A 24136-nucleotide genomic window follows, 5' to 3' on the forward strand; every position below is an offset into this window, starting at 1 on the left:
CTCCTACTGGTACTGCGTGGTGACGCTGACGCCGCTGAAGCCCTGCTGGGCGGCGAGGCTGAAGTAGACCCAGCCGGACGGCGGGTTGCTGATGGTCAGCGTCTCGTTGTTGCCGGCGGTGGTGGACTTCGCCAGGTAGTTGCTCGTGGTGGCCCAGCTGCTGCCGCCGTAGTACAGGTCGGCGTTGCCGGTGCCGCCGCCGCTGGTGATGGTCAGCTGCTTGACGCCGGCCGGCAGGTACAGGAAGTGGTAGCTGTAGTTGCCGGTGGTGGCGGCCAGGTTGTCCCGGCGGCAGTTCTTGTCGAACTGGCGGGCGTCCGCGATGGTGCAGAGCGGGGCCTGGGTGGTCGGCAGGGTGCCGCAGTTGTCGGCCGCGCAGGCGGTCAGCCAGGTCGCGAAGTCGGCGTCGTACGAGGTGCCGATGGTCTGCTTGAGCAGGGTGCGGGCGCCGTTCCAGTCACCGGTGCGGTACTTGGCGAGCACCGCGTCGACGTCCTGCGGGTGCGACTGGAGCATGTAGCGCACGGCCAGGTAGCCCCAGCGGTAGACCCGGGTGGAGTTGACGTCGGCGTCCGGGGTCTGGTCGTAGACGGTGTCGAAGAGCTCGCTGAGCTTGTAGGTCTTCTTGGCCGCCTCGGTGATGGCACCGGCGTTGCGCTCGCCGCGGTAGTGGTACGAGATGTACTCGGCGATGCCCTCGACCCACCAGATGGTCGGGGTGACCATGCCGGCGTCGAAGTCGCCGTACATGTTGGCGCGGCCGTCGAGGTAGTGGGTGTACTCGTGGTTGAGGTTCCAGATCTGGAACGTCGGGCGCAGCCAGTCGGCCTCGTGGGCGATGAAGCGGGCCTGGTTGCCGGCCTTGGAGGGGTCGCCCTCCTCGTACATGCCGCCGTTGTCGACCGCGATCTTGTACATGAACCAGGCGTACAGCTTGTAGTTGTAGTAGTCGTCGAAGGCGACGACCTCCAGGCTGGTGTTGACGTCATTCGCGACCGGGCCGTTGTCCTTGATCACCTTGTGGAAGAAGGCGTCCTGGTTGATCAGGCTGGTGCAGGTGTCGGCCAGCTCGGTGGCGCTCATCTGCTGGCCGCGGACGGTCAGGTTGCTGTTGCAGACCTTGGTGTTGACGAGCACCTGGGAGACGAGCTGGGTGGGCAGGTCACAGATGCCGTAGTAGGAACAGTTGCCCTTGTCCTTGTTCTCCGTGAACCAGACGAGGTTCATGGTGAGCGGGCCGGTGGCGCCGACCTTCGGGAAGCGGTTGATCAGGTCCTTGACCAGCGGGCGGCCCTGGGCACGGAGCGAGTCGACCTCGACCAGGTTGCCGAGCAGCATGCCGATCCGGGTGACCACGTCGCCGCCGTCCAGCTGGGCGGCGTTGCGGGTGACGAAGCCGGCCCAGGTGGTGGCGACGGAGGGGTCGGCCTGGAGGGCGGCGATCAGGCCGCGGCCGTCGTTCTTGGCGTCGAAGCCGTTGCTGAGGACCCACTCGACGTGCGCGACGGCCAGCGCCATCGAGGACGGCCAGCTGGTGGTGTAGGCGCCGAGCAGCCGCTTGACGACGTACGCGTAGCGGCCGGCCTCGTGGGCGCTGTCGATCAGGGTGACGGCCTCGTTGAGGGTCGCGCCGTTGGCCTCGGTGACGTCCTGGCTGCGCGGGGCGGCGAAGAAGGCGTCCAGCGCGCCGCGGATCGAGGTCTGCAGGGCGGTGCCGTAGCTGCCGACGGCGGCCGCGTTGTTCTCCTGCACGTAGTAGCCGGCGCGCAGGAACATCACCAGCTGGCCGATGCCGGTGCTGTTGTCGCCGCGGTAGGCGGGCGAGGCGTCGCGCAGGGCGTCGGCGACGGTGACCATCTGGGCCTCGCGGAAGACCTTCCCCGCGTCGGTGCCGGTGAGGTTGAACAGCGGGTAGGTGCACTCCACGTTCGGGAGCGCCTTGAGCTGCTGCACCAGCGCGCTGCCCGTGGCGCCGGTGACGCCGGAGAGGTCGCAGGCGTCGGCGGCGGCGGCGCCGGCGGAGAACTGCTTGGCGGACTTGGCGGCGGGGGCGGCCTGGGTGGGGGCGCCCTTCGGGGTGAGGTCCTTGGCGGTCTCGTCCGAGGCCAGCGGGCGGTCACCGGTCGACGCGTCGGGGGACTTGGGGACCGGGATCGACTTCGGGGCGGCGGCCGAGGGGGCGGCGGCGGCCGGCTTGGGGGTGGCGGCGGGGCCGGCGGGGGCGGCCTGGCTCTGCGGGGCGAACAGCCCGAGCGCCAGGAAGAAGGCGGCGCCGAGCGCAGGGACCCTGCGCGCGGTGGCCTTGGATATCCGGAAGGGACGCATCTGTGGGGGCCTCCGGGGCCGTCGTGGGCCGCGCGTTTGGGGACGCGGCCGCTCGATGTGTGACATGTAAAATGGCACATGCCACTGGACGGCGGGAAGGCCTGGGACCGAATAATCGGTCGTCGCAACCGAAACGTTGTCAGGCAGGCGTCAGAACGGGCGCACCCGGCGGGCCGTCAGGCGACCCGGACGGCCGGACTCCCCCGACCCTCAGGCGACCCGGGCCGTGGCCAGCGGCGTGAGCGCCGCGAACTCCAGCGGCGCCGAGGGGTCGATCGACAGCTCGGCCGGGGCCGGCTCGGCGCCCGCGCGCACCAGCAGGTCGCCGATCGCGGCGACCATCGCCCCGTTGTCGGTGCACAGCCGCAGCGGCGGCACCCGCAGGGTGATCCCGGCGGCGGCGCAGCGCTGCTCGGTGAGGGCGCGGATGCGGGAGTTGGCGGCCACCCCGCCGACCACGACGAGGGTGTCGATGCCGTGGTCGGTGCAGGCCCTGACGGCCTTGCGGGTGAGGGTGTCGGCGATCGCCTCCTGGAGCGCGGCGGCCGCGTCGGGGACGTGCGGCTCGGTGCCGGCGGCCCGCTGGGCCTCGACCCAGCGGGCGGCGGCGGTCTTGAGTCCGGAGAAGGAGAAGGCGTAGGGCGGGTCGTTCGGTCCGCTCAGCGGACGGGGCAGGCGGATGGCCTTCGGGTCGCCGTCGCGGGCGGCGCGGTCGATCGCGGGCCCGCCGGGGTAAGGCAGGTGCAGGATCCGGGCGACCTTGTCGAAGCACTCGCCGGCCGCGTCGTCCAGGGTGTCGCCGAGGTGGACGATCGGGTCGCGGGCGAGGTCCCGGACCAGCAGCAGCGAGGTGTGCCCGCCGGAGACGATGAGCACCACGCAGGGGTTCGGCAGCGGCCCGCCGTCGAGCGTCGCGGCGGCGACGTGCCCGGCCAGGTGGTGGACGCCGTAGAGCGGGACGCCGAGCGAGAAGGCGTAGCCCTTGGCCGCCGCCACCCCGACCTGGAGCGCGCCGGACAGGCCCGGACCGGTCGTCACCGCGACGGCGCCGACGTCGGCGAGGGTGAGTCCGGCCCGGTCGAGGGCCTCCCGGACCACCGGCGCCATCGCGTGCACGTGCGCGCGGGCGGCGATCTCCGGGACGACGCCGCCGTAGCGGGCGTGCTCGTCCATGCTGGAGGCCACCGCCTGGCCGAGCAGCCGCCCGTCCCGGACGAGTCCGGCCCCGGTCTCGTCGCAGGACGACTCGATGCCCAGCACCACCGGCGATCCGGTCATGGTCACTCACCCTTGTCACTCATTACATGATTCTGCGACCATTGTGCCCGATGGCATGTGAGGAATAAGCAGGAGCCCATGCTTCGTTTCTGCAAGTGATACGCAATAGTGTGTTCCCGGCACGATCGTCACCGTTGAACTCGCCGAAAGAGGCCATGTCCTGATGGGCACCTACTCGCTTCCCGACCTGCCGTACGACTACTCCGCCCTCGAGCGCGCGATGTCCGCCGAGATCCTGGAGCTGCACCACTCGAAGCACCACGCGGCGTACGTCAAGGGCGCCAACGACACCCTGGAGCAGCTCGCCGAGGCCCGGGACAAGGAGCAGTTCGGCGGTCTGGTCGGCCTGCAGAAGACCTTCGCCTTCCACCTGTCCGGCCACGTGCTGCACTCGCTGTTCTGGGAGAACCTCTCCCCGGAGGGCGGCGACCGTCCCGAGGGCGAGCTGGCCGACGCCATCACCGAGCACTTCGGCAACTTCGAGGCCTTCAAGAAGCAGCTGACCGCCGCCACCACCGGCGTCCAGGGCTCGGGCTGGGGCATCCTCTCCTGGGAGCCGCTGGGCGGCCGCCTGATCGTCGAGCAGGTCTACGACCACCACGGCAACGTCGGTCAGAACACCACCCCGCTGCTGGCCTTCGACGCCTGGGAGCACGCCTACTACCTGCAGTACCGCAACGTCCGCCCGGACTACGTCACCCGGCTGTGGGACGTCGTCAACTGGCAGGACGTCTCCACCCGCTTCGCGGCCGCCAAGAGCGCCTGAAGCCGGAGCGCCCGAACCCTCGGGCGCCGCATGACACCTGACCCAGGGCAGGGCAGGTAACGGAGGGCCCCGGCCGGTGCGCACCGGCCGGGGCCCTTCCGTCTGTTGTCGTGCCGGCTCCTACACCGGCTCCTGCACCGGGTCCTACGGCGGGTCCTGCGGCGGGTCCTGCGGCGGGTCCTACGGCGCGCCGAAGGCGTCCAGGATGCGGTCCGCCGCCAGCGTCGCGGTCAGTTCGCCCGCGCGCACCCGCCGCTCCAGCTCCGGCACCAGCCGGCCCACCTCCGGGTGGGCGTGCAGCCGGGCGAGCAACTGGTCGTGCACCATCGCCCAGGTCCACTCCACCTGCTGGTCGCGCCGCTTGGCGGCCAGCGCGCCGGTCGCGTCCAGCACCTTGCGGTGCTGCTGGAGCCGCTCCCAGACGGTGTCCAGGCCGCCGCCGTCCCGGCCCGAGCAGGTCAGCACCGGCGGCGTCCACGGCGCGTCCGGCGCCTGCAGCAGCCGCAGCGCGCCCGCGAGTTCCCGGGCGGCGGCCTTGGCGTCGGTCTCGTGCGGGCCGTCCGCCTTGTTGACCGCGATGACGTCGGCGAGCTCCAGCACGCCCTTCTTGATGCCCTGCAGCTGGTCGCCGGTGCGGGCCAGCGACAGCAGCAGGAAGGAGTCCACCATGCCGGCCACCGTGGTCTCCGACTGGCCGACGCCCACCGTCTCGATCAGCACCACGTCGTAGCCAGCCGCCTCCATCACCAGCATCGACTCCCGGGTGGCCTTGGCCACGCCGCCGAGCGTGCCGGAGGTGGGGGAGGGGCGGACGAACGCCTGCGGGTCGACGGCGAGGCGCTCCATCCGGGTCTTGTCGCCCAGGATGGAGCCGCCGGTCCGGCTGGAGGTCGGGTCGACGGCCAGCACCGCGACCTTGTGCCCCAGCCCGGTGAGCATGGTGCCGAAGGCGTCGATGAAGGTCGACTTGCCGACCCCGGGCACCCCCGTGATGCCCACCCGGACCGCCCCGCCCGCGTGCGGCAGCAGCATCGTCAGCAGCCGCTGCGCCAGCGCGCGGTGATCCGGCCGGGTGGACTCGACGAGGGTGATGGCCCGTGCGATGTACGCGCGCGAGCCCTCCCGCACGCCCGTCGCGTAACTGTCGAGGTCGATCGTCCTGGGCGGCATCCGGTCAGCGCCTCAGAGCTCGTGGCCGAGGTCGGCGGCGAGCGACTTCAGCAGGTCGTAGGCGGCCTCCGGGATCACCGTGCCGGGCGGGAAGACCGCCGCGGCGCCCGCCTCGTACAGCGCGTCGAAGTCCTGCGGGGGGATCACCCCGCCGACCACGATGGTGATGTCCTCCCGGCCGGCCTCGGCCAGTTCGGCCTTCAGTGCCGGCACCAGGGTCAGGTGCCCGGCGGCGAGCGAGGAGACGCCGACGATGTGCACGTCCGCCTCGACGGCCTGCCGGGCCACCTCGGCCGGGGTCTGGAACAGCGGACCGACGTCCACCGTGAAACCCAGGTCGGCGAAGGCGGTGGCGATCACCTTCTGGCCGCGGTCGTGGCCGTCCTGGCCCATCTTGGCGACCAGGATGCGCGGCCGCCGGCCCTCGGCCTGCTCGAACCGCTCGACCAGGTCCCGGGTGCGCTGGAGGGGGGCGGACTGGCCCGCTTCGTCTCGGTACACACCCGAGATGGTACGGATCTGGCCCGAGTGCCGGCCGTACACCTTCTCCAGGGCGTCCGAGATCTCGCCGACGGTGGCCTTGGCGCGGGCCGCGTTCACCGCCAGGTGCAGCAGGTTGCCGTCCAGCGAACCGCCGCGCTGCGGGCCCGCCTCGGCGGCCCGGGTCAGCGCGTGCAGCGCGTCCTGGGTGGCGGCCTCGTCGCGCTCGGCGCGCAGCCGGCGCAGCTTCTCGATCTGGCGGGCGCGCACCGAGGAGTTGTCGACCTTGAGCACCTCGATCTGCTCGTCGCTCTCCACCCGGTACTTGTTGACGCCGATCACCGGCTGGCGGCCGGAGTCGATCCGCGCCTGGGTGCGGGCGGCGGCCTCCTCCACGCGCAGCTTGGGGATGCCCGCGTCGATCGCCTTGGCCATGCCGCCGGCCGCCTCGACCTCCTGGATGTGCTGCCAGGCGCGGTTCGCCAGGTCGTGGGTCAGCTTCTCGACGTAGGCCGAGCCGCCCCACGGGTCGATGACCCGGCAGGTGCCGGACTCCTGCTGGAGCAGCAGCTGGGTGTTGCGGGCGATCCGGGCCGAGAAGTCGGTCGGCAGCGCGAGCGCCTCGTCCAGCGCGTTGGTGTGCAGCGACTGGGTGTGGCCCTGGGTGGCCGCCATCGCCTCCACACAGGTGCGGGTGACGTTGTTGAAGACGTCCTGGGCGGTGAGCGACCAGCCGGAGGTCTGCGAGTGGGTGCGCAGCGACAGCGACTTGGCGTTCTTCGGGTCGAACTGCTTGACCAGCTTGGCCCAGAGCAGCCGGGCCGCGCGCAGCTTGGCGACCTCCATGAAGAAGTTCATGCCGATCGCCCAGAAGAACGACAGCCGCGGCGCGAACGCGTCCACGTCCAGCCCGACGTCCAGCCCGGCGCGCAGGTACTCGACGCCGTCGGCCAGGGTGTAGGCCAGCTCCAGGTCGGCGGTGGCCCCGGCCTCCTGGATGTGGTAGCCGGAGATGGAGATCGAGTTGTACCGGGGCATCTTCTGCGAGGTGTACGCGAAGATGTCCGAGATGATCCGCATCGACGGCTGCGGCGGGTAGATGTAGGTGTTGCGGACCATGAACTCCTTGAGGATGTCGTTCTGGATGGTCCCCGCCAGCTTCTCGGCCGGCACCCCCTGCTCCTCGGCCGCCACGATGTACAGCGCCAGGACCGGCAGCACGGCGCCGTTCATGGTCATCGAGACGCTCATCTTGTCCAGCGGGATGCCGTCGAACAGCTGGCGCATGTCGTAGATGGAGTCGATCGCCACGCCCGCCATGCCGACGTCGCCGGTGACCCGCGGGTGGTCGCTGTCGTAGCCGCGGTGGGTCGGCAGGTCGAAGGCGACCGAGAGGCCCTTCTGACCGGCCGCCAGGTTGCGGCGGTAGAAGGCGTTGGACTCCTCGGCGGTGGAGAAGCCCGCGTACTGACGGACCGTCCACGGCTGGTTGACGTACATCGTCGGGTACGGGCCGCGCAGGTACGGGGCGATGCCCGGGTAGGTGCCCAGGAAGTCCAGGCCTTCGAGGTCCGCCGCGGTGTACAGCGGCTTGACGCCGATGCCCTCGGGGGTGTCCCAGAGCTGCTCGTCGACGTCCTTGCCGGTGGCCTGCCGCCAGGCGGCGCGCCACTGGCCGTCGGTGGCGGCGCCGGCCCCGGTGGCGTCCGCGTCGGTGGCCCCGTCGAGTCCGACGGTGGTGAAGTCGGGGATCATCGGGCCGCTCCGGTCTGGTCGAGGATCTGGTCGAGCAGGGAGGTCAGGACGGCGACGGCGTCGCCGCCGGCGAAGACGAAGCCGTCCACGTCCGCGGGCGGGTTCTCGCCCGGCCGGCCGGCCAGCAGCACCCGCCGCGCGCCGGCCGCCTTGAGCGCCCCGGCCACGGCCTCGGCGTGCTCGCCGTACAGCGCGTCGCTGGAGCACAGGCAGGCCACCGTCGCGCCGGAGGCGGAGAAGGCCTCGGCGAACGCCGCCGGGTCACCCCCGTCGGTCATCGGGGCTTCGTGCGCGGTGGTCGCGATCCCGCCGGCCTGGAACAGGTTGGCGGCGAAGGTGGTGCGGGCGGTGTGCGCGGCGGCGGAGCCGATCGAGGCCAGGAACAGCGCGGGCCGCGCGCCGGTGGCCGCCAGGTGGGCGTCCGAGCGGTCGCGCAGCGCCTCGTAGGCCTCCGCGCGGCGCACCTTCGGCAGGCCGCCGTTCAGCCCGCCGTTCAGCCCGCCGTGCGGACCGCCGTGCGGCCCGCCGTGCGGCCCGCCGTGCGGGCCGCCGTGCCGCGTGCCGGCCGGTCCGGCCGGGGCCGGCTCGCGGACCAGCGCCTGCTCGCCGAGGTTCGGGAACTCGCTGACGCCGGTGATCGGTTCGCGCCGCTTGGCGAGCTTCACCGACCGCTCCGCCCAGGTGGCCGCGATCCGCTCGCCGACCAGCCCGGAGGCCAGCGCGGCGGACAGCCCGCCGGCCCGCTCGATCTCCTGGAACCAGGCCCAGGCGGCGTGCGCCAGCTCGTCGGTCAGCCGCTCCGCGTACCAGGAGCCGCCGGCCGGGTCGACGACCCGGGCCAGGTGGGACTCCTCCAGCAGCACCGACTGGGTGTTGCGGGCGATCCGGCGGGCGAAGGCGTCCGGCAGGCCGAGCGCGCTGTCGAACGGCAGCACGGTCACCGCGTCCGCCCCGCCGACCCCGGCCGCCAGGCAGGCGACGGTGGTGCGGAGCATGTTCACCCACGGGTCGCGGGCGGTCATCATCACGGTCGAGGTGACGGCGTGCTGACGCTGCGCCGAGGCGGCCGGGGCGCCGCCGGAGACCTCGGCCACCCGGGCCCAGAGCCGGCGCGCCGCGCGGAACTTGGCGATCGTCAGGAACTGGTCGGCGTCGGCCGCGTAGCGGAACTCCAGCTGGCCGAGCGCGGCGTCCACCGACAGTCCGGCGGCGGTCAGCGCGCGCAGGTAGGCGACCCCGGTCGCCAGCGAGGCGCCCAGCTCCTGGGCGGGGGAGGCGCCGGCCTCGTGGTACGGCAGCGCGTCGACGGCGAGCGCGCGCAGGCCGGGGAAGCCCTCGGCGCAGCGGGCGGCCAGCGCGGCGGCCTCGGTGAGCAGTGCCCCGGTGCGTCCGGCGTCGCCGGTGCGGGCCTGCAGGCCCAGCGGGTCGGCGCCCAGGTTGCCGGCGGCGGCACCCGGGGAGACCTCGCGCTCCCGGTACAGCTCGAACAGCCGCTCGGCGGCCTCGGGGAACTCGGCGCCCGCGTCGAGCACCACCCCGGCCAGGTCGAGGTAGACGCCGGTGAGCGCCTCGCCCAGCGCGGCGACCGGCAGGCCGTCCCCGCCCAGCTCCAGCCAGAGCGAGCCGCCGCCGTGCTCCAGGTCGGCCAGCACCGCCTCGTTGGTCCGGCGCGGGTCCGGGTCGGCGTGCCGCTGGCGGACGTCCCAGCCCGCGACCGAGGCGCCCTGCGGCCGGGCGCCGCGGACGAACGGCGGGAAGCCGGGGAATCCGGGGTCGGCCGGGGCGTCCTCGGCGGTGTACAGCGGGCGGGCGCGCAGCCCGTCCTGGAGTGCGGTGGTGAGCGCGCGCTCGGCCGCAGCGCCGTCCTCGGGCTGCGCGCCGGACTTGCGGAGCACACCCTCGACGAGGGTCTGCCACTGCTCGCGGGGTGCGGCCGGGAACTCGGCGGCCAGGGGGAGCCCTTCGGGCGGGACCGTCATGACCGCAGGTTAGCGCCCGTTCGCAGGGGTGCAGCAGAGGTGAAAGGTGTGACCTTGCCCTCGCTGTGCACTCCGTTGCACTCCGGGTGCCAGATGGGGTTCCCGGTGGGCGGCTTGCGGAAACACACCCCTGATCTATTAACTAGCTTAGAAGAAGTCGCGCGGAGCCCTCCCCCTCCCCGTCCTCCCCCCGTCCCCTCTTCTCCAGGAGCCCACCGCCATGGGAAAGCGTCGCAAGCCCAGCCCGCCCAGCCGGGCCCGCCTGGCGGTCCTCACCACCGCGATGGCCGGCGGCGTCGTCCTCACCGCCGGCCCCGCCCAGGCCGAGCCGACGCCGAGCCTGGCCTCCGTCAAGGAGCAGGTCGACCAGCTCAACGAGGAGGCCGAGCAGTCCATCGAGCGCTACAACGGCTTCCAGGAGAAGCAGCAGAAGCTCCAGGGCGAGGCCAACCGGATCCAGGAGAAGGTCGCCCGCGGCCAGGAGCAGATGAACCAGCTCCGCACCCAGCTCGGCGCGATCGCCGCCGAGCAGTACCGCACCGGCGGCATCGACCCGTCCGTCCAGCTGATGCTCGACTCCGACCCGAGCGGCTACCTGGCCAAGGCCTCCGCCCAGAACCAGGTCGTCGACTCCCAGGCGGCCCTGCTCCGCCAGGCCCTCGCCGAGCAGCGCCGGCTCGACCAGGACCGCGCCGAGGCCACCGCCACCCTCGCCCAGCTGGACACGGCCGCGAGCTCGCTCGCCGACGAGAAGAAGAAGGTCCAGGACAAGCTGGCCAAGGCCCAGGCCCTGCTCAACAAGCTGAGCGCCGCCGACCGCGCCAAGGTCAACGCCCAGGAGGCCGCCGCCACCCGCGCCTCCCGCTCCGCCGCCGACCGCACCACCCCCACCCCCGCCGTCCCCGCCACCGGCCGGGCCGCCACCATCATGCAGTTCGCCCAGGCCCAGCTCGGCAAGCCCTACGTCTGGGGCGCCACCGGCCCCTCCGGCTACGACTGCTCCGGCCTCACCGGCGCCGCCTACCGCGCGGCCGGCATCAAACTCCCGCGCGTCTCCCAGGACCAGTGGAACGCCGGCGCCCGCATCTCCCGCGCCGACCTCCAGCCCGGCGACCTCGTCTTCTTCTACTCCGACCTGCACCACGTCGGCCTCTACCTCGGCGACGGCAAGATGATCCACGCCCCCCGCACCGGCAAGAACGTCGAAGTCCTCCCCATCGACGCCATGCCCTACGTCGGCGCCGTCCGCCCGTAGCCCGAGCCTCGGCTGTCACCGCCCGGCCCTAGGGTGGCCGGATGCCGAACTTCCGATCCGGCTTCACGCTCTGCCGCATGGTCGAGGCGGCCAAGGAGCTGACCGACGACGCGGGCGTCCTGGGACGCATCGACGCCGTGCTGCGCATCATGGGAACGGACCGTACGTACGGCAAGGGCAGACCCCTGGTGGACGCCCTCGAACGGGTGGTCCCCTGGCGGGCGCCGACACCGGGTTGCTGGCCCAGTTCCTCGAACTCAAGGCCAGGCGGGCCGCCCTGGAGGCGCTGAGGGCCGCGGTGGACGACCCGACCAGCCCCGAGAGCGCCCTCCACGCCTGTCCGAAGAACCAGGAGTGGATCTTCGGTGGCGCCTACGTCGCGGAGCTGGCGCGCCGGCAGTACACCCCTGACACCGTCCTCGACCTACCGCTCCTGCGTGCTGACGGCTCCCTGTACGTCGTCGAACTCAAGCGCGCCAACATCGAGCACCTGGTCATCCGATCCGGCGGTCATCTGATGCTTGGCGCACCACCGCACCGGGCGGTCTCCCAGGCACAGAGCATGACCGACACCCTTCCCGACTGGCGGCTGTTCCGCGTCGGCGGCACCTCGATACGCGGGCGCACCCCGCACGGTCGCCTTCTCCCGCAGTCGGTCGGCGAGGTGGATCCGATCGCCTCGCACAGATACCAGGACGCCCGGAGGGGGCGCCGTCCGTCGCGCGTCCGCTCCTTGCGGTCCGGGGCTACGAGGGCATCACCCCGTGGATGCGGGAGATGGTGAACACGCGGTTGTCATCCCGCAGATGGCACCAGGCGTTGAGGTAGGGCGCATCCAGTTCGAGTCGGCTGAGTGTGCGGACGGTGGTGTTGCCCGAGGTGGCCACGTACTCGATCGTGATGGGCCGGCCTTCGTTGACGGCATGAGCCAGCTGGCGGATGTCGGTGAAGGAGAGGTTGCGCGCGCACCCGGCGATGATCTCCTCGGTGTCGCTGTCGTAGGGGCGGCCGTCGTACGGGTCGGGCTCCGGGACGTCCGGTGGGGCGTCCAGCAGACGGATGGCGAGGGCATGCAGGTCGGCGGCGGTCTGAACGGCCGCGGTGGGGGCGTCCGTCCGCTGCGGGCGGGACCTGCCGCCGGGCAGGCGCGGGGGCGGTACGGGGCTCGTCGTGCGAGGGCGTTGGGCCCGCTCGATGCGGACGGACCCGTCGGGCTTCTCGGCGACGGGGGCGTAGCCCGCGGACCGCAGTGCCGCGAGGGTCTCGTCCAGTGGGGTCCGGCTGATCAGCACCGTCGGTGCCAGCACGCGCAGGCCGAGCGGAGTGAGCTTGCGGTGCGCGGCCAGTTCGGCGAGGAGGGCGGGCTCCTCGCCGTGGATCACACAGGCCGCGGAGACGACGCGGATCCGGCCGTGGCCGCGCGCGGTGTCGTGGATCAGGTACGAGAGCGGTTGAGGAAGCGTCTCGACGGCGATGGCGGCCAGGTCGGCTGCGAGGGCGTCGGGGGTGAGGCCGGCGTCGAGGGCGCGACGGACGCTTCTCGGGCTGAACCGCCAGACGGACGCCGTACCGCTGCTCTCCCGGTCCGCGACGGAGTCCAGCAGTGCGAGGAGGCGCGCCGACGGCGTACCGGCGACAACGGCCGTGAGATCGCTGCCGAAACGGGCGGTCACGCCGGCGGCGGGCAGCAGTCGGCGGCAGGCGTCGGTCAGGGCTTCGGAGTCGTCGGCGAGCAGGGCGATCCCGATCGGGGACGCGGCCCCGAGGGCGAGTGCGCCGAGCAGTTCCGCCTCCCGGATCAGGGTGGCGAACGGCGTGGCGTCCTGGGGGAGTTCGTCGGCGAGCGGGCGGAGCCACCCAAGTAGCGCCCCCAGGTCCGCCGAGTCCGCCGCGCCTTTGTCGGCCGGGAGCTGCGACGCGGCGGTGAGCAGCCCGTGCCGGGCCTGCACACAGCCTCCGCAGGGCGGTGCCCCGGCGAGCGCCGGAAGCGCCTTCCCGTCCTCGTCGCGGCTTCCGCCGGGGGTCAGCGGGAGCGCCCACCACGCCTGGAGCAGCACGGCGAGTTGGTCGGCCGGTTCCTGCTCGGCCCAGCTGTCGTAGGCGGCGGTCGCCGCGACCCGGTCGCCGTCCCGGGCCAGCAACCCGGCCGCGTTCGCCGTCTCCAGCACGAGGCGCACCACGATCTCGTCGCACTGCGCCGCTCTGCCGATCCGGGACAGCTCGCGGGCGCCGATCCCGCCGGCCTTGAGTCGGGTCGGGGGAACGGTGGCGCACACCCCGAGGACGGACACGGCATGGGCGGCGAACGCCATCGAGGCGGCCGCGGTTTCCCGGTCGACGTCCGAGGCGGTGGCAGGCACCGACCGTACATCGGGCGGGACGGGCGTGAACGGGGCGTGCCAGTCGGAGCCGCGCAGCGCGAGTGCCACCTCCGCGGGCATCCGGGCCGAGCCGTACCGGTGACGGTCCCGGATCAGCAGCCCCCGCTCCACCGCCCATTGTTCGCCGGGCCTGGAGTCGGCCGGAGCCCCGTATCGGATGAAGTCCGGTCGCTTGGGGGCCTCGCGCGCCAGCCGCTCGAGGAGATTCCGGGTGGCTGCGGGTGCCTTGGCCACCAGCGCGGCGACCCGGGCCGGATCGCTGTGATGGTCGATCAGCGCTGCCAGTCGCATGTCTTTCCTGTTGGCGGCAGGTTTGACGGCGAGTTTCGCCAACACGCGGCCCATTTCGTCGGAGTTCGCGCCCGCGAGCAGTCGCACGAGCGGTGCGTCGAGCCCCAGGGGCGAGCCCCACGCGTTCCGCAGCGGCGCCGCCATGTGCAGCAGCTCATCGCCGGCCGGCCACACCAGGGCGCGATCGGCCAGCGCCGCCAGGACGGCATCCAATCCGTAGGCGCGGTCACCCTGCGTCGCGTCCAGGAGGCCCGCCAGATCGTCCCGTGACACGGCCGTCAGCGCGGCGAGGGCCTCTGCCACCTGAAGGCACGGCAGCGCGAGTCGGGGCAGGGCCAGGGCCACCGAGGCCGGGCGTTGGAGGCGGTCCGCCAGTTCGCCGGTCGACCGCGGTTCCGGGGTCGCCGCAGCATCCGGGCGAGCCGCCAGGACCCGTCCCAACGCGTCCTTGTCCAGACCGCGCAGCCATGCGGCCAGCGTCGATCCGCTCGCTTTACTGATGGGGCACCTCGCCATCCAGGAGGACGTCCATGCTCTGCCGGAGTCGGCCGGGAACACCAGGATGACGTATCGACGGGAGTGCGTGCGACGACCACTGGAACGGAACCGAACCGGTCGGGGCCGCATTTCAGCGATCTCAAGGACCAGGAGATCCGGTGGAATGTCGAACGCGGCTGACGAATCGAAGAGCTCTCCCGGAGGCACATCCGACGTCATTCAGGTGCGCATGCTCAGGGGTGGGGCGCGCAGGCGAGGAGGTAGGGGAGGAGGGGGGTGGCGAGGGCGGCGAGGTGGTGGGTGGGGGGTGGGGGTGCGGGGGTGTGGGCGAGGCGGCGGACGCGGGTGAGGACGCCGGTGGAGGCCGCGGCCAGGGTGGTGGGGCCGGTGGGGGTCGCGGTGGCCAGGGTGTAGAGGGCGGTGGCCAGTTCGGTGCGGGTGACCTGGGTGAGGGCGGCGTCGTCGGCGGCCATCTCCAGCAGCAGGGCGAGCTCCGCCCGGCCGAGGCGGGCCAGCGGGAGGCGGCCGAGGAGCAGGGCGAAGGTGTCGGCCGCGAGCAGGACCAGGTGGTGGCGGCCGCGCAGGTGGCCGTGTTCGTGGGCGACGGCGGCGGCGAGCCGGCGGTCGTCGAGCAGGGCCAGGGCGCCGCGGGAGACGACCACCCGGGCCCGGCGGCCGGGGAGGCAGTAGACGGCGGGGCGCGGGTCGTCGAGGACCAGGAGGTGGTGGCGCGGGTGCCGGGCGGCGACCAGGTCGAGGGCCTCCCGGTGGCGGCGCCGGGCCCGGGCGGTGCGGGTGGCGACGGCGGCGGCGACCACGCCCACCGCGCCGGCCACCGCGGCCGGGGCCCACCAGGCGGGCCCGTGCGGGAGGGCCGCGACGGCCGGTTCGACGTGCGGGAACAGCCCGGCCAGGCCGGCCGGTTCGTGGCCGAGCGGGGCGACCAGGTGGTGGGCGGTGAGCAGCAGGCCGGTGCCGAAGGAGGCCATCAGCGCCAGCCAGACGGCCGCGCCGACGGCCGGGCGGGCCTGCAGGCGGCGCGAGCCGGCCAGCCGGTGCGGGAGGACCGCGCCGACCACGAGGAGGTGCAGGGCGAGCAGGACGAACGTCACCGCTCGTCGTCCCGGGCCTTGACCTGCTCCAGGGCGGCGAGCAGCGCGCCGGCCTCGTCCCCGCTGATCCCGTCGACGAAGTGCAGCAGCGCCCCGGCCCGGTCGGAGGTGGTCTCCAGGGCCTGGTGCATCAGCTGCGCGGTGTACGACTCACGGCTGCAGGTCGGCTCGTACAGCCAGGCCCGGCCGGCCTTCTCACGGCGCAGCCAGCCCTTGGTGTGCAGGATGTCGGCGACCGTGTTGACGGTGGTGTACGCGACCGGGCGCTGCCGCTGGAGGTCGTCGACCACCTCGCGGACGGTCGCCGGGCGGCCCCAGGACCAGAGCCGGTCCATGATCTCGGCCTCCAGATCGCCGAATCCGCGTAGCACCCGTGAGCTCCTCAGCCGGTTGGTTCGGGGGACGGCGCCCATCGTACGGGTGCCCGGGCGTCGGGCCGGGCGGCAGCGGACTCGGCGGAGTCGGCGGTGAACGTGGCGGAGTCGGCGGCGTCAGCGGAGTGCCGGCTCGCGGCGCATCCGGCGGAGCAGGTCGGCGGCGGCCGCCGGCCAGTGCGGGTGCTCGAAGCCGAACCCGGCCTCGACCAGCCGGCCCGGGACGACGGCGCGGCTCTTCAGCAGCAGTTCGGTGTCCGAGCGCAGCGCGAAGGCGCCGAGCTCGGCCATCCACCGGGTGGCGGGCAGCCCGACCGGGATGCCCTTGGCCCGCCGGATGGTCTGCATGAAGACCCGCTGCGGCAGCGGGGCGGGCGCGGCGAGGTTGACCGGGCCGGTGAGGTCCTCGCGGTCGATCAGGAAGCGGACGGCGCGGACCAGGTCCTGGTCGTGGATCCAGGACATGTACTGCGCGCCGCCGTCGATCGGCCCGCCGAAGCCGGTGCGGGCGAGCCGGACCAGCCGGTCGAAGGCGCCGCCGCGGTCGGGGCTCATCACCATCGCGCAGCGCAGCGCGACCCGGCGGGTGTGCGGGGTGGCGGCGTCGGTCTGCTCGCGTTCCCAGGCGCGGGCGATCCGCACGCTGCGGTCCCAGTACCGGGGGACGTCCGGCTCGCCGCCGCCGATGACGCCGTCGGCCTCGTCGTGCGGGGTGCCGTAGGTGTGGGTGTAGATGGTGGCGGTGCTCATCTGGAGCCAGACCCGGGGCGGCCGGCGGGCGCCGGCGATGGCCCGGCCGACGGCCCGGGCGGAGTGCACCCGGGAGTCCAGCATGTCGCGCTGGTTCTCCTCGGTGTAGCGGCAGTCGACGCTGCGTCCGGCGAGGTTGACGACCGCGTCGGCGCCCTCGATGGCGTCGGTCCAGCGGCCGAGCGAGCGGCCGTCCCAGTAGATCTCCTGGTCGCGGCTTGGCCGCCGGGTGAGGACGAGCACCTCGTGGCCCTCGTCGGTCAGCGCCCGGTCCAGCATGCGTCCGATCTGCCCGGTCCCCCCGGGTATGACGATCCTCATCGAGACCCCCCTCGGTGTGTCAGTCGGTACCCACTCTAACCATCGTTATGAACGTGTTCAAAATGCCGGGACCGCCTCGACATGGCCGGAAATGTGTCCGAATCCGTGGAACCACCGCCTCCGCCCGTCCGACTGGTGGGCCGGATCCGTTCGACGGTCCGTTCCGTCTCGGCGGTCCGTTCCGCCGTCGGTCCCTGCCCCACGGTCCGCCCCACCATCGGCCCGCCCCGTTCCTCAGCTCGTCCAAGGAGTGCTCGCGCATGTGCGGAATCACCGGCTGGGTGTCCTTCCACCAGGACGTCCGCCACAGCGCCCCCGTCATCGAGGCGATGACCGCCACCATGGCCCTGCGCGGCCCCGACGCCGGCGGCGTCTGGCTCGGCAGCCACGCCGCCCTCGGCCACCGCCGCCTCGCCGTCATCGACATCGAGGGCGGCGCCCAGCCCATGACCGACCGCCCGGACCGCCCGGGCGTCGTCCTCACCTACAGCGGCGAGGTCTACAACCACCACCAGCTGCGCACCGAGCTCCAGGGCAAGGGCCACCGCTTCGAGACCCGCAGCGACACCGAGGTGGTGCTGCGCGCCTACCAGGAGTGGGGCGACGCCCTCGTCGACCGGCTGGAGGGCATGTACGCCTTCGCCGTCTGGGACGAGCAGGAGCAGCGCCTGCTGCTGGTCCGCGACCGGCTCGGCGTCAAGCCGCTGTTCTGGGCCCAGACCGACGGCGGCCTGGTCTTCGGCTCCGAGCCCAAGGCGCTCTTCGCCCACCCCGAGGTCACCCCCACCGTCGACGCCGACGGTCTGCGCGAGGCCTACAGCCTGCTCTTCAACACCGGCCCCACGGTCTGGGCCGGCGTCCGCGAGGTCCACCCCGGCGGCCTGCTCGTCCTCGACCGCTCGGGCATCCGCGAGCGCCGCTACTGGGAGCTCACCGCCCGCCCGCACGAGGACGACCTCGACGCCACCCTGGAGCGGGTGAGCGGGCTGGTCAACAGCGCCGCCCGGGCCCAGCTGGAGGCGGACGTCCCGCTCTGCAGCCTGCTCTCCGGCGGCCTCGACTCCACCATCGTCACCGCCCTGGTCGCCGACGAACTGCGGCTCCGGGAGGGCGCGGACGCCAAGCTGCGCTCCTACGCCGTCGACTACAGCGACCAGGCCGAAGAGTTCACCGGCGACGTGCTGCGCACCGGCCACGACACCCCGTTCGCCGCCGAGGCGGGCGCCTTCATCGGCAGCGAGCACTCCACCGTGGTGCTCGACCCGCGCACCCTGCTCGACCTGGAGAACCGCCGCGCCGTCGTCGTCTCCCGGGACTCGCCGATCGGCGTCGGCGACATGGACACCTCGCTCTACCTGCTGTTCGGCGAGATCCGCAAGCACTCGACGGTCGCCCTCTCCGGCGAGGCCGCCGACGAGGTGTTCGGCGGCTACCCGTGGTTCCACAACCCCAAGGCGCTCGCCGCGCAGACCTTCCCCTGGCTGCTCGTCACCGGCGACGAGGCCGCCATGCCGATGAACCCGGACCTCGGCGCCCACCTGCGGATCGGCGAGTTCCGCGACGACACCTACCGCAGCTCGCTGGCCGCCGTCCCGCACCTGGACGGCGAGAGCCCGGCCGAGCACCGCCAGCGCGAGATGCAGCACCTGTCGCTCACCCGCTGGCTGCGCCAGCTGCTGCACCGCAAGGACCGCCTCTCGATGGCCCAGGGCCTGGAGGTCCGCGTCCCGTACTGCGACCACCGGCTGGTCGAGTACGCCTTCAACACCCCCTGGGCGATGAAGAGCTACGACGGGCGGGAGAAGAGCCTGCTGCGCGCCACCGGCCAGGGCATCGCCCCGGAGTCGGTGCTGTGGCGGCCGAAGAACCACTACCCGGCCACCCACCACGCCGACTACAACAGCGGCCTGCAGCGGCTCGCGCGCGAGGCCCTGGACGCGCCGCACGTGCGGGACATCGCGGACGAGACGGTCATCAAGAGCAGCCTGGACACCCCGGCCGACCAGCTGCAGTGGGGCCACCGGCTCCGGCTGGAGCGGGTCGTCGACCTGGCCCTCTGGCTCGACCACCACCGTCCGGCGCTCGCCATCTGACCAGCGCGGGAACGGTGCAGGGGGGAACGGCGGAGCTCGCCGTTCCCCCCTCGGGCTTCCCGGGCGTCAGGGCCGGGTGGCCAGGAAGGCGTCGAACCCGCCGCCGTACCAGCGGTCGGTGCGGCCCTGCGGGGTCATGCCGAGGCGCCGGCAGACGGCGGCGGAGGGCTCGTTGCCGGGGCGGACGACGGCGTGGATCTCGGTCAGGCCGTCGGCGAAGCCCTTGGCGAGGGCGGCCCGGGCGGCCTCGGTGGCGTAGCCGTGGCCCCAGGAGTCGGGGTGGAGGTGCCAGCCGACCTCGACCTCGCCACCGCCGGTGCCGTCCGCGCCGTCTGTGCCCTCCGCGCCCGCCGGGCGGTCCTCATCGGGCAGCGGGACGAGCAGTACGGAACCGACCACCACGCCGGTGTCCCGCCGTTCCAGCGCCCAGACGCCGTACCGGGGATCGGCCGAGCGCCGCCGCCAGCGCTCGATCATGGCCGGGACCTCGTCCGGCGACTCCAGCGCCCGCGGGGTGGCGCCGAGCCAGCGCATGACCTCCCAGCGCGCGTACAGGTCGTACGCGCGCTCGGCGTCGGCCTCGTCCCACAGGCGGGCGGTCAGGCGGTCGGTGACGAACACGGCGGTGGCGGGCACGGGGCTCCTCGGTCCTGGCGGCGAACGTTCGGTCAGTCTTCCTGCGGTTGGCTGGTGCGGCCGCTCCAGCGCGGCTCCCAGTGCGCCCAGGAGCGTTCCCAGTCGCGGGCGGCCCGCCGGTCGAGGGCGCGCAGCCGGAGCGCGAGCGCGGCGCCGACCAGGGTGGCCAGGGTGACCGCGCCGGCCAGCCCGGCGCAGACCGCGCCGACGGTCAGGCCGACCCGGGTGGCCGGGGGAGTGACGGGCCGGCCGGCGTCGTCCACCCAGAGCGTGACGGTGGAGCCGGTGGGGGTGGCGCGCGGGGCCTCGATGGTGCCGGTGCGGGCGTCGCCGCCGGGGGCCGTCCAGGCGACCGAGGTGTCGACCCGGCGCTCGTAGCCGCTGCTCCAACGGCCGCTGCCGGAGGGCTCCTCGGTGGGGGTGGCCTTGCCGAGGACGAGGGCCTCGATCCGGTGCAGCCGGCCGCGTTCGGTCTCGGCGGTGCGCCCGGCGGAGCGGTAGCCGAGGACGGCGGCGGTGACCACGCCGGCCAGGCCGACGACCAGCGCCAGCGCGGCGGCGAGCCAGGCCCGGCTGCGGGCCCGGTCGACGGGGCGGGCCAGCGGTTCGCGGCGGTTGACGGCGCGTCGGCTGCCGAGGGCGCGGCGCAGCCGGCGACCGGTCCGCTGGGTCGGCGACGCGGTTCGGGCCGGGCGGGGTGTGCTGGACACGGTGCGTGCTCCCCACGGTGGTTGGCGCGATCGGCTGGTGGCGCGAGCGGTCGGTGCGGTGCGACGGGTGGGCTGGTACCGCCGGACGGACGCGGTGCGGTCGTCCTCCCAATCTCTCCCGGCGCGGCCCCCGGGCACAAGAGCCGTGCGGGCTCGCACCATCAGGGACTCCCGACCCTGAAGCCCGGCGCGGGACCGGGACGTTCGGCCCTCGGCGGGGGCGGGGCCGAGCAGGCAGGCTGGCCGGTGACCGCGTCCCCCGTTTGTGCCGGGGGCGCGGAGGCCCGGCCCGCTGTGGGGGCTCGCCGGGCCGCCGTGCAGGGCGGGGGACGGAGTTGGGGCCGTCCCCCGCTCGCGGCTTCGGCTTCCTCCTCTCGCACCCTTTCTCCCAAGGCTTCTGACGTTTCCACAGGTCAGCGGCGTATTCTCGCCAGCTATACACTCGGTGTATATCCCTGGTGTATGGTCCTCCCCATGAGTGTTCCCTTGACCCTGCTCGGGCTGCTGGAGCGGGAGCCGAGCCATGGCTACGACCTCAAACGCGACTACGACGCCTTCTTCGGGCGTGGCAAACCCCTGCCGTACGGTCAGGTCTACGCCACGCTCGGCCGGTTGGCGCGGGACGGCAAGGTGGTGGCCGGCGAGGCCGAGCCCGGCGACGGACCCGAGCGCAAGCGCTACGTCATCACCGACACCGGGGTGACCGAGTTCGAGCACTGGCTCACCGAGCCCGTCGCCCCCGAACCCAACCTCCAGTCGGTGCTGTTCACCAAGGTCGTCCTCGCCCTGATGCTCGGCCGCGACGCCGAGGAGTACCTCGACACCCAGCGCGCCGCCCACCTGCGCCGGATGCGCGAGCTGACCGAGCTGCGCCGCAGCGGCCCGCTGGTCGACGCCCTGCTCGCCGACCACGGCCTCTTCCACCTGGAGGCTGACCTGCGCTGGATCGACCTGACCACCGCCCGCCTCGACGCCCTCGCCGCGGAGGTACGCGCATGACCACGCCACTGATCGAAGCCCGCGACGTGGAGCTCGCGTTCGGCGAGACCCCCGCCCTGCGCGGGGCCAGCCTGTCCGCCGCAGCCGGCGAGGTGCTGGCGGTGATGGGGCCCAGCGGCTCCGGCAAGTCCACCCTGCTGCACTGCCTGGCCGGCATCCTGGTCCCGGACGCGGGGGAGGTGTACTTCGACGGCCGGCGGATCGACCACCTGGGCGAGGCCCGGCGCAGCGCGTTACGGCGGGACCGCTTCGGCTTCGTCTTCCAGTTCGGCCAGCTGGTCCCCGAACTGACCGCCGAGGAGAACGTCGCCCTGCCGCTGCTGCTCAACGGCGTCCGCCGGTCCGCCGCGCTCGCCGAGGCCCGCCCGTGGTTCGCCCGGCTCGGCCTGGACGGCATGGGGGGCCGCCGCTCCGGCGAGCTGTCCGGTGGCCAGGCCCAGCGGGTCGCGCTGGCCCGCGGCCTGGTCGCCCGCCCCCGGGTGCTGTTCGCCGACGAGCCGACCGGCGCGCTGGACTCGCTCACCGGCGAGCAGATGATGGAGCTGATGGTCAGCGCCGCCGGCGAGCAGGGCACCACCGTCGTGCTGGTCACCCACGAGCCGCGGGTCGCCGCCTACGCCGACCGCGAGGCCGTGGTCCGCGATGGCAAGGCCAAGACCCTGCCGACCGGCTACGCGTCGGGCGGCCGGGCGGAGCGGGTCGCCTCGTGATCGCCTTCGCCCTGCGCCTCGCCGTCAGCGGGGGCCGCGAGGCCCTCGCCCGGCTGGCCGTCATCACCGCCGCCGTCGCGGTCGGCGTCGGCCTGCTGCTCTCCACCCTGGCCAGCATCAACGCCGTCGACAAGGCCAACGACCGGCTGCTGTGGACCAACAGCGGCACCGCGAGCCGGACCGAGACGGCCCCGGTGGACCCGCTCTGGTGGTGGGCCCACGGGGACTACCACGACGGCAAGGAGATCTTCCGGGTCGACGTCGCCGCCACCGGGCCGACCTCGCCCGTCCCGCCCGGCCTCTACCGCCTGCCGGCCCCCGGCGAGTACTACGCCTCGCCCGCGCTGACCGAGCGGCTGCGCGCGACCCCGGCCGGCGAGCTGGGCGACCGCTTCCCGGGCAGGCCGGTCGGGGTCCTCGGCGACGCGGCGCTGCCCTCCCCGGACTCGCTCTTCCTGGTCGTGGGCCGTACCCCGGCGGAGATCGAGCACATGCCCCACGCGGGCAAGATCACCACCATCGCCACCGCCCTGCCGCCCAGCTGTGACGAAGGCTGTCCGGGCAAGGGCGTGCGCGGCGACGCCATGACGCTGATCCTCTCCGTGGTCGCCGCCGCGCTGATCTTCCCCGTGGTCGTCTTCATCGGCACCGCGACCCGGCTCTCCGCCGCCACCCGGGAACAGCGCTACGCCGCGATGCGGCTGGTCGGCGCCACCCCGCGGCAGGTCTCGGTGATCTCGACGGTGGAGTCCACCGTGGCCTCGGCGGTGGGCGCGGTGCTCGGCTCCGGGCTCTTCCTGCTGCTGCGCCCGCTGGTGGCGACCGTCCCGTTCACCGGCGACCGGTTCTTCCTGGAGGACCTGACGCTCACTCCGCTCCAGCTGGCGGCCACGGCGCTGGGCGTCCCGCTGGCGGCGGCGGTCGCGGCCCGGCTGGCCCTGCGGCGGGTCACCATCTCGCCGCTCGGGGTCACCCGCCGGGTCACCCCGAAGCCGCCGACCTTCGGACGGGCGGTCCCGCTGCTGGTGGGCCTCGCCGAGCTCGGGTACTTCGTCAACCGGCGCCCGCAGACCACCGACGGGCAGACGGCGGCCTATCTGACCGGCTTCCTGATGATCATGATCGGTCTGGTGGTCGCCGGCCCCTGGCTGACCATGGTGGCCGCCCGGGCGGTGGCGCTGCGCACCCGCCGGCCGGCCACGCTGATCGCCGTCCGCCGGCTCGCGGACGACCCGAAGGCGGGCTTCCGCTCGGTCGCCGGCCTCGTCCTCGCCCTGTTCGTCAGCACGGCGACGGTGTGCGTGATCGGCACCATCAACGAGTACCGGGGCTCGCTGGCCGGTGACCCGGAGACCCGGGCCGCGGTGGAGATCGGCACCGCCTTCGACGGGCCGCCGATGACCGACTCGGTGCCGGAGCAGGTCCTCGCCGGCCTGCGCGCGGTGCCCGGCTTCAAAGGCCTGGCGGTGGTCCACCACAACCCGGACGGGATCGCGCGGGACCCGCGCGAGCGGCCCGGGGTCTTCCCCAGCCTGGTGCGCTGCTCGGAGCTCGCCCAGGTCCCGGTGACCGGCCACTGCCCGGCGGGGGCCGAGGTCGCGGCCGTCCCGAGCTGGGGCTTCCTCGACCTGAACTCCAACGCGGCCGTCGAGTGGCCGGCCGCCCCGATCTCCGCCGCGGCGGTCGCCGGGCTGCCGGTCCGGAACGTCTACGTGACCACGGACGGCTCGACGGCGGCGATGGAGCGGACCCGGACGCTGCTCACCCGGGCCTACCCGGGCCACCTGGCGGCGACCGTCCGCGACTGGGGCACCGCGCAGCAGCGGACCTGGGTCGGCTGGCAGCAGCTGGCGAACGTGGTGCTGCTGACCACCCTGCCGATCGCCGGGTGCAGCCTCGCGGTGAGCGTGGTCGCCGGGCTGTCCGACCGCAGGCGGCCGTTCGCCATGCTGCGGCTCACCGGCGCGCCGCTGGGCCTGCTGCGGCGGGTGATCGGGCTGGAGAGCGCGCTGCCGCTGCTGGTGGTGGCGGCGATCGCGACCGGGACGGGCTTCGCGGCGTCGGCGATGTTCCTCAAGTCGCAGATGCACTACGAGCTGGTGGCGCCGGGGGTGGTGTTCTTCCTGCTGGTGGCGCTGGGCCTGGTCGCCTCGCTGGGGATCATCGCCTCGACGCTGCCGCTGCTGAAACGGATCACCGGCCCGGAGGCGGCCCGCAACGGCTGACCGCCGCCGAGGCCCCGCCGCCCCGCGT

Annotated in this window: 19 protein-coding genes; 8 read left to right on the top strand and 11 right to left on the bottom strand. The window is 73.6% G+C overall.

Features of this window, described 5'->3' with window-relative positions; translation table 11 throughout:
- Positions 1-3 precede the first annotated feature (3 nt).
- Positions 4-2325 carry a collagenase gene (locus AB0N76_RS19130; protein ID WP_363558607.1) on the bottom strand — a complete coding sequence of 774 codons (2322 nt, stop codon included), beginning with the start codon at positions 2323-2325 and terminating at the stop codon, positions 4-6.
- A gap of 210 nt (positions 2326-2535) precedes the next feature.
- Positions 2536-3603 (bottom strand): tRNA (adenosine(37)-N6)-threonylcarbamoyltransferase complex transferase subunit TsaD, encoded by a 1068-nt coding sequence (tsaD, locus tag AB0N76_RS19135; RefSeq protein ID WP_363558609.1) that lies wholly within the window; start codon positions 3601-3603, stop codon positions 2536-2538.
- Between the two features lie 163 nt (positions 3604-3766).
- Between tsaD and AB0N76_RS19140 the strand changes: the two genes are divergently transcribed.
- On the top strand, positions 3767-4369 hold the full coding sequence (locus AB0N76_RS19140) for a superoxide dismutase (protein ID WP_363558611.1): 603 nt from the start codon (positions 3767-3769) through the stop codon (positions 4367-4369).
- Between the two features lie 180 nt (positions 4370-4549).
- On the opposite strand, the gene meaB is transcribed toward AB0N76_RS19140, so the two are convergent.
- Genes meaB through AB0N76_RS19155 form a run of 3 tightly spaced genes read right to left on the bottom strand, consistent with a single transcriptional unit; the run spans position 4550 to position 9753 of the window.
- Positions 4550-5539, bottom strand: a complete 990-nt coding sequence (gene meaB / locus AB0N76_RS19145) for a methylmalonyl Co-A mutase-associated GTPase MeaB (RefSeq protein WP_363558613.1) — start codon at positions 5537-5539, stop codon at positions 4550-4552.
- Positions 5540-5551: 12 nt separating this feature from the next.
- Positions 5552-7774, bottom strand: coding sequence for a methylmalonyl-CoA mutase (gene scpA, locus AB0N76_RS19150; protein ID WP_363558615.1), 2223 nt, complete (start codon positions 7772-7774; stop codon positions 5552-5554).
- Positions 7771-9753: a methylmalonyl-CoA mutase family protein gene (locus AB0N76_RS19155; protein ID WP_363558617.1), complete on the bottom strand. Its 1983-nt coding sequence runs from the start codon at positions 9751-9753 to the stop codon at positions 7771-7773. Before AB0N76_RS19155 ends, scpA begins: the two co-directional genes overlap by 4 nt.
- Before the next feature lie 220 nt (positions 9754-9973).
- On the opposite strand from AB0N76_RS19155, the gene AB0N76_RS19160 reads away from it, so the two are divergent.
- The 3 genes from AB0N76_RS19160 to AB0N76_RS19170 are packed head-to-tail and all read left to right on the top strand — an operon-like array spanning position 9974 to position 11792.
- Positions 9974-11008 carry an NlpC/P60 family protein gene (locus AB0N76_RS19160; protein WP_363558619.1) on the top strand — a complete coding sequence of 345 codons (1035 nt, stop codon included), beginning with the start codon at positions 9974-9976 and terminating at the stop codon, positions 11006-11008.
- Positions 11009-11049: 41 nt separating this feature from the next.
- Complete coding sequence (locus tag AB0N76_RS19165) at positions 11050-11298, top strand: hypothetical protein (RefSeq protein ID WP_363558621.1); 249 nt, start codon at positions 11050-11052, stop codon at positions 11296-11298.
- Between the two features lie 8 nt (positions 11299-11306).
- Positions 11307-11792 (top strand): hypothetical protein, encoded by a 486-nt coding sequence (locus tag AB0N76_RS19170; RefSeq protein WP_363558623.1) that lies wholly within the window; start codon positions 11307-11309, stop codon positions 11790-11792.
- Here the strand turns inward: AB0N76_RS19170 and AB0N76_RS19175 are convergent.
- The 4 genes from AB0N76_RS19175 to AB0N76_RS19190 form a co-directional block, all read right to left on the bottom strand.
- A complete protein-coding gene (locus tag AB0N76_RS19175; protein WP_363558625.1) occupies positions 11755-14397 on the bottom strand; it encodes a helicase-associated domain-containing protein in 2643 nt (880 codons plus the stop codon). The genes AB0N76_RS19170 and AB0N76_RS19175 overlap by 38 nt on opposite strands.
- A gap of 14 nt (positions 14398-14411) precedes the next feature.
- Positions 14412-15290: a M56 family metallopeptidase gene (locus tag AB0N76_RS19180; RefSeq protein ID WP_363558627.1), complete on the bottom strand. Its 879-nt coding sequence runs from the start codon at positions 15288-15290 to the stop codon at positions 14412-14414.
- The gene (locus AB0N76_RS19185; RefSeq protein ID WP_363558629.1) at positions 15287-15661 is read right to left on the bottom strand and encodes a BlaI/MecI/CopY family transcriptional regulator; all 375 of its coding nucleotides are present in this window, start codon (positions 15659-15661) and stop codon (positions 15287-15289) included. Before AB0N76_RS19185 ends, AB0N76_RS19180 begins: the two co-directional genes overlap by 4 nt.
- A gap of 120 nt (positions 15662-15781) precedes the next feature.
- The gene (locus AB0N76_RS19190) at positions 15782-16735 is read right to left on the bottom strand and encodes a TIGR01777 family oxidoreductase (RefSeq protein ID WP_363558631.1); all 954 of its coding nucleotides are present in this window, start codon (positions 16733-16735) and stop codon (positions 15782-15784) included.
- 260 nt (positions 16736-16995) lie between these two features.
- Between AB0N76_RS19190 and asnB the strand changes: the two genes are divergently transcribed.
- A complete protein-coding gene (gene asnB, locus AB0N76_RS19195) occupies positions 16996-18828 on the top strand; it encodes an asparagine synthase (glutamine-hydrolyzing) (protein ID WP_363558633.1) in 1833 nt (610 codons plus the stop codon).
- 66 nt (positions 18829-18894) lie between these two features.
- Here the strand turns inward: asnB and AB0N76_RS19200 are convergent, their stop codons facing one another.
- Together AB0N76_RS19200 and AB0N76_RS19205 are read right to left on the bottom strand one after the other, a co-directional pair.
- On the bottom strand, positions 18895-19464 hold the full coding sequence (locus AB0N76_RS19200) for a GNAT family N-acetyltransferase (protein ID WP_363558635.1): 570 nt from the start codon (positions 19462-19464) through the stop codon (positions 18895-18897).
- A 32-nt stretch (positions 19465-19496) separates the two neighbouring features.
- The gene (locus AB0N76_RS19205) at positions 19497-20174 is read right to left on the bottom strand and encodes a hypothetical protein (protein WP_363558637.1); all 678 of its coding nucleotides are present in this window, start codon (positions 20172-20174) and stop codon (positions 19497-19499) included.
- A 474-nt stretch (positions 20175-20648) separates the two neighbouring features.
- On the opposite strand from AB0N76_RS19205, the gene AB0N76_RS19210 reads away from it, so the two are divergent.
- Genes AB0N76_RS19210 through AB0N76_RS19220 form a run of 3 tightly spaced genes read left to right on the top strand, consistent with a single transcriptional unit; the run spans position 20649 to position 24108 of the window.
- Positions 20649-21173: a PadR family transcriptional regulator gene (locus tag AB0N76_RS19210; protein WP_363558639.1), complete on the top strand. Its 525-nt coding sequence runs from the start codon at positions 20649-20651 to the stop codon at positions 21171-21173.
- Positions 21170-21883: an ABC transporter ATP-binding protein gene (locus AB0N76_RS19215; protein ID WP_363558641.1), complete on the top strand. Its 714-nt coding sequence runs from the start codon at positions 21170-21172 to the stop codon at positions 21881-21883. The genes AB0N76_RS19210 and AB0N76_RS19215 overlap by 4 nt, the downstream gene beginning before the upstream one ends.
- Positions 21880-24108 (top strand): FtsX-like permease family protein, encoded by a 2229-nt coding sequence (locus AB0N76_RS19220; RefSeq protein WP_363558643.1) that lies wholly within the window; start codon positions 21880-21882, stop codon positions 24106-24108. Before AB0N76_RS19215 ends, AB0N76_RS19220 begins: the two co-directional genes overlap by 4 nt.
- The last annotated feature ends 28 nt before the right edge of the window (positions 24109-24136 follow it).

The sequence above is a fragment of the Kitasatospora sp. NPDC093806 genome (assembly GCF_040683335.1).
Classification (GTDB): domain Bacteria; phylum Actinomycetota; class Actinomycetes; order Streptomycetales; family Streptomycetaceae; genus Kitasatospora.

Excerpts from the sequence above, each read along its gene's own strand:
- asnB (WP_363558633.1), top strand. The coding sequence starts at position 16,996 with ATGTGCGGAATCACCGGCTGGGTGTCCTTCCACCAGGACGTCCGCCAC.
- AB0N76_RS19140 (WP_363558611.1), top strand. The coding sequence starts at position 3,767 with ATGGGCACCTACTCGCTTCCCGACCTGCCGTACGACTACTCCGCCCTC.
- AB0N76_RS19210 (WP_363558639.1), top strand. The coding sequence starts at position 20,649 with ATGAGTGTTCCCTTGACCCTGCTCGGGCTGCTGGAGCGGGAGCCGAGC.
- AB0N76_RS19215 (WP_363558641.1), top strand. The coding sequence starts at position 21,170 with ATGACCACGCCACTGATCGAAGCCCGCGACGTGGAGCTCGCGTTCGGC.
- AB0N76_RS19190 (WP_363558631.1), bottom strand. The coding sequence starts at position 16,735 with ATGAGGATCGTCATACCCGGGGGGACCGGGCAGATCGGACGCATGCTG.
- AB0N76_RS19155 (WP_363558617.1), bottom strand. The coding sequence starts at position 9,753 with ATGACGGTCCCGCCCGAAGGGCTCCCCCTGGCCGCCGAGTTCCCGGCC.
- AB0N76_RS19165 (WP_363558621.1), top strand. The coding sequence starts at position 11,050 with ATGCCGAACTTCCGATCCGGCTTCACGCTCTGCCGCATGGTCGAGGCG.
- tsaD (WP_363558609.1), bottom strand. The coding sequence starts at position 3,603 with ATGACCGGATCGCCGGTGGTGCTGGGCATCGAGTCGTCCTGCGACGAG.
- AB0N76_RS19130 (WP_363558607.1), bottom strand. The coding sequence starts at position 2,325 with ATGCGTCCCTTCCGGATATCCAAGGCCACCGCGCGCAGGGTCCCTGCG.
- meaB (WP_363558613.1), bottom strand. The coding sequence starts at position 5,539 with ATGCCGCCCAGGACGATCGACCTCGACAGTTACGCGACGGGCGTGCGG.
- AB0N76_RS19160 (WP_363558619.1), top strand. The coding sequence starts at position 9,974 with ATGGGAAAGCGTCGCAAGCCCAGCCCGCCCAGCCGGGCCCGCCTGGCG.
- AB0N76_RS19175 (WP_363558625.1), bottom strand. The coding sequence starts at position 14,397 with ATGACGTCGGATGTGCCTCCGGGAGAGCTCTTCGATTCGTCAGCCGCG.
- scpA (WP_363558615.1), bottom strand. The coding sequence starts at position 7,774 with ATGATCCCCGACTTCACCACCGTCGGACTCGACGGGGCCACCGACGCG.